Below are 11432 nucleotides of genomic sequence, written 5' to 3'. Positions count from 1 at the left end.
CGAAGGATGCTGCGTTCGTGGTCGGATCCCGTCGTGAACGCATCATCGCTCGGGGTTCTGCACGCGAAGGCAGAATTCTGCGTCCACCGCGGGCCTCTCTTGCGCCGGGTGGGCAGGGATTCTCCCTTTGCGCGGACCGTTCCACGCAGAAGGAGAATCACTGCCCTCCAGAGCGCCATGTCGGCGCCACGATTCTCCATTCGCGAGGCACGGTCCACGCGAAGGAAGAATCGTGCGTGAATCCCGCACAGATGAAGAATCGTGGCCGCGCCCCGCAGACCCAACCGGGACCAGTCCCACCGCTCCGGTCGAGGCCCATTTCGGAGCCCACCCCGACTCGGAGCCACAGCGACGCAGCCGCAGGCGAGCGCTCAGCCGAGGTGGCGCAGCCGCAGTCGAGCGCTCGGCTGAAGCAACGCAGTCGGGGGAGGACCTGCCGAGACCAGCGCGCCGACGCAGTCGCAGCCCGACGTCCACGCCGACGTCGCCTAGGGTGAGGCCCACATCGAACGAGGGGGGATCGACGTGGAGGTCGTCCACACAGCCATCGCCATCGTGCTGGTCGTCGGGCTGATCATCTGGGTGAAGGTCGATCCGGTGATCTCGCTGGTGATCGCCTCGCTCTACCTCGGCCTCGCCGCCGGGGTCGGGTTCGCGGACACGATCACGGCGATCACCGAGGGCTTCGGCTCGATCATGGCCGAGGTGGGTCTGCTCATCGGCTTCGGCGTGCTCATCGGGGCGTTGCTGCACTCGCTCGGCACCTTCCGCAAGCTCGTGCACGCGCTGCTCAAGGTCGTGGGCGCGAAGCGTCTGCCCTATGCCCTCACCGGAGCGCTCTCCACCGTCTTCCCGTCCATCTACGTCGACGTCCAGGTCGTGCTCGCCGCGCCCATCGCGCGCTCCTCGGCCCCGCACATCGGACCGCGCGGGCTCGCGCACCTCGCCGGCGCGATCGGCACCGGCATCTTCGCCGGCTACGTCTTCGTGATCCCCGGGCTCGCGGCGGTCTCGATCGCGGGACTCCTCGACNCCTGTTCGGGCTGATGCTGCGGGCCGGCTGGTGGAAGCCCGAGGCCGACGAGGCGGAGGACGACCCGCTCGACTACGACGACGGCGTCGAGCAGAACACCGCCGGCACCGGCCCGGGCGAGCGTGACACGCTCCACGACGTCGAGGTGCCGCTGTTCACGTCGCTGCTGCCGATCCTCGTGCCGCTCGTGATGATCGCCTTCGGTGCGTTCGCGGAGCTGCTCGACTTCTCCAACGCGTTCATCGCCTTCATCGGCAACGCCAACGTCGCCCTCTTCGTGGGACTGCTCGGTGCCTACGTCCTCGCCCGCGCGGCCGCGGGCACCGAGCGGACCGACAAGGCGCTCAAGACCGGCTTCCACACGACGGGTGAGATCCTGCTGATCACCGGCATCGGCGGCTCGCTCGGCGCCGTCATCGAGGCCACCGGTCTCGACGCCACGCTCGCCGGGCTGTTCTCGGCCAGCGAGGGCGCGGCCGTCGTCACGAGCGTCCTGCTCGCCTGGTTCATCGCCGCCGTCCTGCACCTGGCCATCGGCTCGGTCTCGGTCGCCGCCATCACCGCCGCGGGCATCATCGGCCCGGTGCTCACCTCCATCGAGGTGGCACCGATCGCCATCGGCCTCGCGATCGCCTCCGGTGCGATGTTCGCGCTGACGGTGAACTCCAACTTCTTCTGGATGTTCAAGTCGTTGCTCGGCCTGACCACCCAGGGCGCCCTGAAGTCGATGACGGTGGTCACCAGCATCGCGTCACTGGTCAGCCTGCCGATGGTGCTGGCGATCGCCTTCGTGGTCTGACGTCCCACCGCCGAGCGCCCAGGTCCGAGCGTCAGGGGTCGACGCGGTAGCGGCCCTCCAGGAACACGTCGACGCCCTGGATCTTCGGCACGTCGATGCAGCCACTGACCACGCCGAGCAGCACGGAGTCGGGACTGATCCCGACCTCCACCTCGTACTCGGCGGGTACGGCGTCCCGGACCCGGTCGGCGAGGTCGGGCGGTGCCGGCTCGGAGAGCTCGAGCCTCGCGTCGACCCGGTGCCGGACCCGGCTCAGGTCGTCGGGGTCGCACCGCTGCGTGTCCGCCAGGCCGGCCAGCTCGTCGTCCGGTGACAGCGCGATCCGCGGACCGACGGCCTCGAGGGCGGACCGGAACGCGTCGTCGGTGCGGTCCTGCCAGCGCGCGACGCCCTCGACGTCGACGTCCGGGGAGGTGCATCCGGACGTCGACGTGGCGAGGAGGACCGTCGCGGCGACGGCGCCGCCGAGGCGTCGAGGGGTCACTGCTTGAGCAGCATCGCGGCGCCGAGCGTCTCCTCCGGCACGCCCAGGCCCTCGATGAGGGTCAGCAGGTGCGGGCGGAGCTCGGCGAGCTGCTCGTTGAGCAGCTGGGTCACGGCCTTGGCGCGCTGGTCGGAGATCCGGTTGTGGGCCATGAACCAGGCGAGGTCGTCCTCGATGACGCTCAGCGCGTACAACGTGCAGACCTTGCGCAGCAGGTCGGCGGCGTCGGGGTCCTCGCAGCGCGCGATGCCGGCGGTGAACGCCTCGAGCACCACCCGGTCCACGTGCGCCCGTCCGCACCGGATCAGGTGGTCCTGCGCCTCGTTGAAGATGCGGAAGGCCTCGTCGCCCTCGGCCTTGGCGGCTCGCTGCAGCCGTCGTGCGGCGGTCTCGATCAGGTGCTGCTCACGGTCCTCGAACAGGCTCAGCTGCGTGCCGCGGTCGAGCAGGTCGTGGGCGTCGCCACCGGTGGGCGCGGCGTCGATGAGCCGCTGGATGAGCTGGCTCGCGGCCGTCCGCTCGCGGACCGTCTCGGCGACGGTCTCGGCCACGAACCGCACCATGCCGACCGCGTCGAGCCCACCGACCTCCTTCGCGTACGACGTGAGCAGCTCCTTGCTGAGCAGCTGGAGCATCACGTGGTTGTCGCCCTCGAAGGTGGTGAACACGTCGATGTCGCCGCGCAGCACCGTGAGGCGGTTCTCGGCGAGGTAGCCGGCGCCGCCGCACATCTCGCGCGACTCGTTGATCGCCCGCGACGCGTGCCAGGTCATGATCGCCTTGAGGCCGGCGGCGCGGCCCTCGAGCTCGCGCTGCTCCTGCAGGTCGGGCTCCGTCGAGCGCTGCAGCCGGTCCATGCGCGAGACCTGCTGGTTCTGGGCGAACCGGTAGGCGTACGAACGGGCGATGAGCGGCAGCAGGCGGCGCTGGTGCACGCGGTAGTCCGCCAGCAGCACCTCGGGCTCGCCGTCCTGGCCGAACTGGCGCCGCTCCAGGGCGTAGCGTCCGGCGATGCTGAGGGCCACCTCGGCGGCGGCGAGCGCCGACCCGCCGACGCTGATCCGCCCGCGCACGAGCGTGCCGAGCATCGTGAAGAACCGTCGGTTCACGTCCTCGATGGGCGAGGAGTAGGTACCGTCCTCGGCCACGTCGCCGTACTTGTTGAGCAGGTTCTCGCGCGGGATCCGCACCTGGTGGAAGGAGAGACGGCCGTTGTCGACGCCACCGAGACCACCCTTGTGGCGGTCGTCGCCGATCTCGACGCCGTCGCAGGTCTGCCCCTTCTCGTCGCGGATCGGCACGATGAAGCAGTGCACGCCGTGGTTCTCACCCCGGGTGACCAGCTGGGCGTACACCGCGGCGACGGTGGCGTGGGCGGCGGCGTTGCCGATGTAGTCCTTCGTGGCCGACGGCGTGGGGGAGTCGACGACGAACTCCTGCGTGTCCGCGTCGAAGGTGGCCGTGGTCTCGAGGTGCTGCACGTTGCTGCCGTGGCCGATCTCGGTCATGGCGTAGCAGCCCACGAGGTCGAGCGAGATGAGCCGCGGGATGAGGTCGCGATGGCGCTCGGTGCCGAGGTTCTCGACCGCGCCGCCGAACAGTCCCCACTGCACGCCGGCCTTCACCATGAGCGAGAGGTCGAACTGGGCGAGCATCTCGATGCCGGTGACGGCCATGCCCGGATCGCCACCGCCGCCGTGCTCGGTGCGGAAGCCGGCTGCGGGGACGCCGGTGTCGACGAGGCCCTCGAGCTGGCGCAGCGTCCGCTCGCGAGCGGCGTCGATGTCGAGGTCGAGGTCGTACGCCAGGTCCATCTCGGCGAGCTCCCTGCGGGACTGCTCGCGCACGTGGCGCCACTTGCCGTCGAGGGCGATGCGGACTTCTTCGGACAGGCTCATGGACGAAACGCTACTCGTGGGTCGCTTCCGCCGCAGCGGTCCGCGCGAGGTCGGTCGGCCAGGACGCCGGGTGGTGCCGTGCAGCGGGTCTCAGGCGGCCGAGACGAAGATCGCCGCCGCGGCCACGTGCCCGACGTCGAGCGTGCGACCGTCGATCCGGACCGCCAGGGTGCCCGCGAAGTCGTGCCGCTCCACCAGGTGCACACGGACCCCGAGGACGAGCCCGAGCTCGACGAGGTGGCGCAGCAGGGCCGGGTCGTCGTCGGAGACGCGCACCACGACGAGGTCGGCGGGTGCCTCGACGTCGACCAGCCGGCGTGCGTCGAGCGCGGGCAGTCGGCCGTCGGCCGTCGGGATGGGGTCGCCGTGGGGGTCGAACTCGGGGTGGCCGAGCCGCTCCGCGAGCCGCTCGACGAAGTCGTCGCTCACGGCGTGCTCCAGCACCTCGGCCTCGTCGTGCACCTCGTCCCACGCGTAGCCGAGGTACTCGACGAGGAACGTCTCGACGAGCCGGTGGCGGCGGACCATCGCGAGCGCGGCCGTCCGACCCGACGCCGTGAGGGTGACCGCCCCGTAGCGCCGGTGGTCGACGAGCCCCTGGGCGGCGAGCTTCTTGAGTGCCTCGGAGACCGTCGAGGGCGTCACGCCGAAGCGGTCGGCCAGTGCCTTGGAGGAGATGGGGGTGTCGTCCCACTCCTGGCTCGTCCAGATGACCTTGAGGTAGTCCTGCATCGAGGAGGACAGCGCCGAGGGGGCCTGGGTCGAGGTGGAGGGGGCGTCGGGCACACGTCCAGGGTATCGGCGGACAGCCGCAGGACGGGCGCCGCGAAAGTTCGGTTGACCGAACTTCCATGTTGTCTCATGCCTGGTAGTGTCTGAGGCATGGCGAACATCGCGCACTCCGGCTCCAGCCGTCCGGCACCCCGCCGGCTCACGGCCGTCGAGTCGCGCCTGCTGCGCACCGGGCTGCTCCGCACGGTCCTCTTCGTGGCTGCCTTCGTCGCGTTCCTGGCGATCGGTTCCGCCGTCTCCTGAGGCGTTGAGTGCGTTGCGTACGTCGTGGCCGGGCGTCGGCCGCGGCGCACGCGTAGCGTCCTGCTGAGTCGACCGATGGAGGACCCATGACCAGTTGGACCACGCCCGACCTCTGCGACACCCACCACCCGGATCGGCTGATGGTCGTCCAGCCGGGTCTGCTGCGCGGCTTCGGTGGCCGTGAGGCGTTCAGCGGCGCCGTCGAGACGGTGGCCTGCTTCGAGGACAACTCGCACGTCAAGCGCCTCGCGGACGAGCCGGGCGACGGCCGCGTCCTCGTCGTCGACGGCGGTGGATCGCTGCGCCGCGCCCTCCTCGGCGACGTGATCGCCGCCCGCTTCGTCGAGAACGGGTGGTCCGGGCTGGTCATCCACGGCGCCGTGCGCGACGTCGAGATCCTGCGGGACCTCGACCTGGGCGTCCAGGCGATCGCCCCGTGCCCCGTCCGGACCGAGAAGCGCGGCCTCGGCGACGTGGGCGTCGCGGTGACCTTCGGCGGCGCGACGATCCGGTCCGGCCAGTGGGTCTACGCCGACGCCAACGGCGTGGTCGTGGCCGACGAGCCCCTCGTCTGAGACCCTCGTCGCACCTGCGACGCCGGGACGCAGGGCTGGTGCGAGTGATACGGTCCGCCTGTCACTCGACACACAACTCCACGTGCCCGAGTGCGGGGAAGCCGGTCCGAATCCGGCGCTGACCCGCAACCGTAGCCCTCGCTCCGCGAGGGGAGCCGGAACGCCGCATCGGGCGCCTGACCAATCACGCTGTCGTGGTCGCAGCGGGTCCCCTCGGGATCCTCATGCCTTTGCAGCGGGTGAGGACCCCATGAAGAAGTCCCTGCGTCGCGGCCTCGTCGCGACCGCCGCCACCGCCCTCGGTGCCGGCCTCCTCGCCGTCCCGGCCGCCCAGGCCGACACGTCGCGCACCCCGCAGACGGTCAACGCGGCCGACTGGCTGTCGGGCCAGGTCGTCGACGGCGTGCTCTACAACGAGCAGTTCGACTTCGTCGACTGGGGCCTGACCCTCGACACCCTCCTCGCCCTCGACGCCGTCGGCGGGTACAACGCGAAGGTCGCCGACATCGCCGACGCCCTCGCCGACGACCTCGGCAGCTACATCGGCACCGGCGGGGAGAGCTACGCCGGCTCCACGGCCAAGGCGCTCGTGGCCGTGCAGGCCGCCGACCGCAACACCGCCGACTTCGGCGGCACCGACCTGGTGGCGGCCACCGAGGCCCGTGTCGACGGCACGGGTCGCCTGGCCGACGAGTCGGCCTTCGGCAACTTCGCGAACGTGTTCGGCCAGGCCTTCGCCGTCAAGGGCCTCCACGCCGCCGGGTCCGGCGAGGCGGCTTCGGCCACGGCCTTCCTGCTGCAGCAGCAGTGCGCCGACGGCGGGTTCCGCCTGGACTTCACCGCCACCGACACGTCCTGCTCGGGCGACGACGCCCAGACCGACTCGACCGCGATCGCGGTCGACGCGCTGCTCCCTCAGCGCGGCACCCAGGCCGTGGACACGGCGCTCGACGAGGCCGAGGCGTGGCTGAGCGGCCAGCAGGACGCGAGCACCGGCGCCTTCGCCGGCGGACCCGGCACCGAGACCGCCAACACCAACAGCACCGCGGTCGCCGCCGTGGCGCTCGAGAAGCTCGGCGAGGAGCAGGCCGCTGCCGACGCCGCTGCATGGATCGCGCAGCGCCAGGTCACGGCCTACAGCGCGTGCGGCACGGAGCTCGACGGCCAGTTCGGCGCCGTCGGCTACGACGACGCCGCCATCGCGACGGCCGAGGACGACGGCATCGAGGTCGAGACCGCGGACCAGTGGCGTCGCGCCACCGCTCCGGCGATCACCGCGCTGCAGTCCTATGACGACCCGACCCCGCGGCCCAAGGCGACGTTCACCGTCACCGCCCCCAGCGGCTACGTCGCCGCCGGCGCGCCGGTGACTCTCACGGCCACCGGGCTCGCCAACGGCGAGCGCTACTGCGTCTACTCGGTGGACGGCTCGATCGCCAGGGCCGGCAAGGCGGACGCGGACGGCGTCGCCACGATCTCGGCGACCGCCCCGTCGCCGGGCGTGCGCCCCGTGTATGTGTACGGCGAGCGCGACGCCCGCCAGGGCGAGGCCTCGCTGCGGGTCCTGACGACCACCAAGCGGTTCGTCGCGACGACGAACGTCAAGACGGTCAAGCGCAACGGCAGGATCCGGGTGTCCGCCCGTGGCCTGGCCTCCCGCGAGCCCGTCCGCATCGGCTACGGCGGGAAGTACATCCTGGAGAACGTCAACGCCCGCGCCGACGGCACGATCGACTACACGTTCCCGGTCGGCTCGTCGACCGGCAAGAAGAACGTCTACGTCCGCGGCATCGTGAACACGCGCCAGGGCATCGCGTCGTTCACCGTCGTCAAGTGACCAGGCGACTCCTCGCCGCGCTGGTCGCCGTCCTCCTCGGGACGGCGACCGGTGCGGTCGTCCTCGCCGCACCCGCGCAGGCTGCGGCCTGCGCCAAGGGTGACGGCGTGACCGTGGTCGTCGACTACCACCAGCTGGGTGGGGGTGCCTCCACGACGTGTGTCCCCGGCGGTGGTCGCAAGGCCACCTCCGCGTTCGACGCCGCAGGCGTCTCCCTCCGCTACGCCGCCCGTCAGCAGGGCTTCGTCTGCCAGGTCAACACGAAGCCGGCCAACGCCGGGTGCGTGCAGGCCTCGCCGCCCGACGCGTACTGGTCGCTCTGGGTCTCCAGCGGCAACGGCAGCTGGAGCTACGCGACGGCCGGCGTCGGCGGCGTCTCCGTGCCGAAGGGCGGCTGGGTCGCCTGGAGCTGGCAGGGCCAGAGCGGCAGGGCCCAGCCCGGGGTCTCCCCGGTGGGCAAGGCGGCCGCGGCCCCGGCTCCGAAGCCGTCGAGCCGGCCCACGCAGAAGGCGCCCACGGCTGCGCCGACGTCGGCGGTCCCGTCCGCGGAGGCCTCCGCCAGCGCCAAGGCCAAGGCCAAGGAGACGGCGGAGAAGAAGGCTGAGCAGAAGGCCGAGGAGGAGCGCGAGGCGAGCGCCGCCACGCCCTCCGACGGAGCCGGAGGCAACGACGGCACGACATCCGACGACGAGACCCTCGCGACGTCGGCCGACGCCGGGTCGCCGTGGCCGACGCTGGTCGGTGTCGCGGCCGTGCTGGTGCTGCTCGGTGCCGCCGGGATCGTCGCGTGGCGGCGGAGGGGAAGCGCGCCCTGACCTGCCCTGCCGCGGAACGGCGATGACCGCTCCCGCTCGTGACCTGCATCCCGGAGCCTGGTGGCTCTGGGCGCTCGGTCTCGCCGCGGCGGCGTCGTTCACCCTCAACCCGCTGGTGCTCGCGTTGATCGCGGCGGTGGTGGTCCTGGTGGTGATGGCCCGTCGCAGCGAGGCGCCGTGGGCGATGTCGTTCCGGTTCTACGTGTACTTCGCGCTGTTCGTCGTGGTGCTGAGGGTCGTGTACCGGATCCTGTTCGGCGGAGGTGCGCTGGAGGGCGACACGATCGTGCTGCACCTGCCCGAGATCCCGCTGCCCGACGCGGCCCGCGGCATCCAGCTCCTGGGCGACGTGACGTCGACGGCGCTGCTCGGTGCGCTCTACGACGGCATGCGGCTGGCCGTGATCATCCTGTGCGTGGGAGCCGCGAACTCCCTGGCGAACCCTCGTCGCCTCCTCGCCGCCGTGCCCCCCGCGTTCTACGAGGTCGGCACCGCCGTGGTCGTGGCCCTGTCGGTCTTCCCGCAGCTCGCCGAGAGCGTGCAGCGGGTCAACCGTGCGCGTCGACTGCGGGGCGACGCCGGCAAGGGAGTCGGCCGGCTCCGGCGCGTGGTCGTGCCGGTGCTGGAGGACGCCCTGGAGCGGTCGATGACCCTGGCGGCCGGGATGGACGCGCGCGGCTACGGGCGGTCGGGCACGGCGACCCCGCGGGAGCGGCTCCTGACCGGGGTGCTCATGCTCACCGGGCTCGGCGCGCTCTGCGTCGGCGCGTACGCCTACCTCGACGGAACCGCGCCCCGTCTGCTCGCCGGGCCGGTGCTCGTGCTCGGGGTCCTGCTCGCCGCCGCTGCGCTGTGGTCGGCCGGCCGGCGCGTGCAGCGCACCCGCTACCGGCCCGACCGGTGGCGTCGGCCCGAGGTCCTCACGGCGCTGTGCGGCGTCGTGGTCGCCGTCGGGGTCGACCGCGCCTTCGACCTCGACCCGTACGTGGTGGTCCCCGACCTCGAGCGGTGGCCCACCATCGGCGTCCCGCTCGTGCTCGTGCTGCTGGTCGGTGTGCTCCCGGCCTTCCTCACCCCGCCGCCGGCGCCCGACGTCGCCGGCGGTGCCGAGCGCGCCGGTGGCCCGGGGCGCGACGCCGAGGAGGTGGACCGTGCTCGAGCTGCGTGACGTGACCTTCTCCTACGACGACGCCGCAGGGACCGGGACGGCGGAGCCGACCCTGCGCGACGTCGGCCTGGTGCTGCCCGACGGCGAGCTGCACCTGGTGTGCGGACGCACGGGGTCGGGCAAGTCGACGCTGCTCGGCCTGTTCAACGGCCTCGTCCCGCACTTCAGCGGCGGTCTGCTCGAGGGCGACGTGCGCGTGGACGGCACGTCCATCGTCGGCACACCACCGCGCGAGCTGGCCCACCTCGTCGGGTACGTCCCGCAGGACCCGCTGTCGGGCTTCGTGAGCGACGTCGTGGAGGACGAGCTGGCCTACGGCATGGAGCAGCTCGGCCTCGACCCGCAGACCATGCGGCGTCGGGTGGAGGAGACGCTCGACCTGCTGGGCATCGCCGACCTCCGACGTCGTGCGCTGCGCACGCTGTCGGGCGGCCAGCAGCAGCGGGTCGCGATCGGCGCCGTGCTCACGATGCACCCCAGGATGCTGGTGCTCGACGAGCCGACGTCGGCGCTCGACCCCACGGCTGCCGAGGACGTGCTGGCCACGGTCGCCCGGCTCGTGGCCGACGTCGGGCTCGGGGTGGTGGTGGCCGAGCACCGGATGGAGCGGGTGATCCCCTTCGCCGACCGCCTCGTCGTGGTCGAGGGTGGTCGGGTGCGCGACGGCGAGCCGGCCGACCTGCTGCGCGAGAGTCCCGTCGCGCCGCCACTGGTGGAGCTGGGCAGGCTCGTCGGGTGGGAGCCGCTTCCGCTCACCGTCCGCGACGCGCGGCGTCGGGCCGGCGACCTGCGTCCTCGCCTCGCGGGCGCGCCGACCAGGACGCCGTCGGCCCAGACGGGACCCCCGGTGCTGCGGGCGCGCGACATCTCGGTCGACTACCGCCGGCACCGCGCGGTCAGCGGCGTGGACCTGACGGTCGACCCCGGCCAGGTGGTCGCGCTCATGGGTCGCAACGGGTCGGGCAAGTCGTCGCTGCTGTGGGCGTTGCAGGGCGGCCTGAAGCGTGCGAGCGGCTCCGTGGCCGTCGGGGCGGACGGGCTCGACCCGGCCGGACTGTCGCCGGCGGCCGCCCGTGCGCTGGTGGGGCTCGTGCCCCAGACCGCATCGGACCTGCTGTACCTCGAGACCGTCGACGACGAGTGCGCGGCGGCCGACACCCACGCGGACGCCGAGCCGGGGCGCTGCCGCGGACTGCTCGACCGGCTCGCACCGGGCATCGCCGGGGCCCACCATCCTCGCGACCTGTCCGAGGGCCAGCGGCTCGCCCTCGTGCTGGCCATCGTGCTCACGACGTCGCCCCGCGTGCTGCTGCTCGACGAGCCGACGCGCGGCCTCGACTACGCCGCGAAGGCGCAGCTGGCGGCGATCCTGCACGCCCAGGCGGCCGAGGGTCGCGGCGTCGTGGTGTCGACCCACGACGTGGAGTTCGTCGCCCAGGTGGCCGACGCGGTCGTCGTCCTCGCCGAGGGCGAGGTGGTCTCGGCCGGAGGCGTGTCCAAGGTCCTGGCCGAGTCGCCCGCCTTCGCCCCCCAGGTCTCCAAGGTCCTGGGGTCGGACTGGCTCACCGTCGCCGACGTCGAGGGAGCCCTCCCATGACCTCCCCCCATCGGTGGATCCTCAACCTCAGGACCGCACGGGGCCCCGCATCGGTGGATCCTCAACCCCAGCGCCGCGGCTGCGGTTGCGGATCCACCGATGGGTGCGGCCACGCGTCGGCCCGGGACAGGGGTCGACGATGACGGCGCGGCTGGGCCTGCGCTCGGCGCTCGTGCTCGGCGTCGCGTCGC

General features: G+C 72.4%; 10 protein-coding genes, 1 pseudogene and 1 riboswitch. Of the genes and pseudogenes, 8 read left to right on the top strand and 3 right to left on the bottom strand.

Features of this window, described 5'->3' with window-relative positions; translation table 11 throughout:
• Nucleotides 1-525: 525 nt before the first annotated feature.
• Both ASF38_RS19630 and ASF38_RS19625 read left to right on the top strand, forming a co-directional pair.
• Nucleotides 526-1032: pseudogene (locus ASF38_RS19630) on the top strand (hypothetical protein); the annotation flags it as partial.
• A gap of 14 nt (nucleotides 1033-1046) precedes the next feature.
• Nucleotides 1047-1832, top strand: coding sequence for a hypothetical protein (locus ASF38_RS19625; RefSeq protein WP_200914391.1), 786 nt, complete (start codon nucleotides 1047-1049; stop codon nucleotides 1830-1832).
• A gap of 31 nt (nucleotides 1833-1863) precedes the next feature.
• On the opposite strand, the gene ASF38_RS03945 is transcribed toward ASF38_RS19625, so the two are convergent.
• The 3 genes from ASF38_RS03945 to ASF38_RS03935 all read right to left on the bottom strand — a co-directional run bounded on the left by ASF38_RS03945 (nucleotide 1864) and on the right by ASF38_RS03935 (nucleotide 5000).
• Nucleotides 1864-2316 (bottom strand): hypothetical protein, encoded by a 453-nt coding sequence (locus ASF38_RS03945; RefSeq protein WP_056573778.1) that lies wholly within the window; start codon nucleotides 2314-2316, stop codon nucleotides 1864-1866.
• Nucleotides 2313-4214, bottom strand: a complete 1902-nt coding sequence (locus ASF38_RS03940; protein ID WP_056556489.1) for an acyl-CoA dehydrogenase — start codon at nucleotides 4212-4214, stop codon at nucleotides 2313-2315. The genes ASF38_RS03945 and ASF38_RS03940 overlap by 4 nt, the downstream gene beginning before the upstream one ends.
• Nucleotides 4215-4304: 90 nt before the next feature.
• Nucleotides 4305-5000, bottom strand: a complete 696-nt coding sequence (locus tag ASF38_RS03935; protein WP_056573775.1) for a metal-dependent transcriptional regulator — start codon at nucleotides 4998-5000, stop codon at nucleotides 4305-4307.
• A 96-nt stretch (nucleotides 5001-5096) separates the two neighbouring features.
• Here ASF38_RS03935 and ASF38_RS17405 point away from each other — a divergent pair, with 96 nt between their 5' ends.
• From ASF38_RS17405 to ASF38_RS03910, 6 genes are all read left to right on the top strand, one after another.
• Nucleotides 5097-5249: a hypothetical protein gene (locus tag ASF38_RS17405; RefSeq protein ID WP_156366770.1), complete on the top strand. Its 153-nt coding sequence runs from the start codon at nucleotides 5097-5099 to the stop codon at nucleotides 5247-5249.
• Between the two features lie 86 nt (nucleotides 5250-5335).
• Complete coding sequence (gene rraA / locus ASF38_RS03930) at nucleotides 5336-5824, top strand: ribonuclease E activity regulator RraA (protein ID WP_056573773.1); 489 nt, start codon at nucleotides 5336-5338, stop codon at nucleotides 5822-5824.
• Between the two features lie 95 nt (nucleotides 5825-5919).
• A riboswitch (cobalamin riboswitch) is annotated at nucleotides 5920-5989 on the top strand.
• Between the two features lie 85 nt (nucleotides 5990-6074).
• On the top strand, nucleotides 6075-7661 hold the full coding sequence (locus ASF38_RS03925) for a hypothetical protein (protein WP_056573769.1): 1587 nt from the start codon (nucleotides 6075-6077) through the stop codon (nucleotides 7659-7661).
• The gene (locus ASF38_RS03920) at nucleotides 7658-8476 is read left to right on the top strand and encodes an LPXTG cell wall anchor domain-containing protein (protein ID WP_056573765.1); all 819 of its coding nucleotides are present in this window, start codon (nucleotides 7658-7660) and stop codon (nucleotides 8474-8476) included. Before ASF38_RS03925 ends, ASF38_RS03920 begins: the two co-directional genes overlap by 4 nt.
• A 22-nt stretch (nucleotides 8477-8498) precedes the next feature.
• The gene (locus ASF38_RS03915) at nucleotides 8499-9644 is read left to right on the top strand and encodes an energy-coupling factor transporter transmembrane protein EcfT (RefSeq protein WP_056573763.1); all 1146 of its coding nucleotides are present in this window, start codon (nucleotides 8499-8501) and stop codon (nucleotides 9642-9644) included.
• On the top strand, nucleotides 9628-11241 hold the full coding sequence (locus tag ASF38_RS03910; protein WP_056574173.1) for an ABC transporter ATP-binding protein: 1614 nt from the start codon (nucleotides 9628-9630) through the stop codon (nucleotides 11239-11241). Before ASF38_RS03915 ends, ASF38_RS03910 begins: the two co-directional genes overlap by 17 nt.
• The last annotated feature ends 191 nt before the right edge of the window (nucleotides 11242-11432 follow it).

It is taken from the genome of Aeromicrobium sp. Leaf272, assembly GCF_001422865.1.
Classification (GTDB): Bacteria; Actinomycetota; Actinomycetes; order Propionibacteriales; family Nocardioidaceae; genus Aeromicrobium.
Note: the sequence above shows the minus strand (reverse complement) of the source record. Positions and strands in the feature narration are given on the sequence as shown.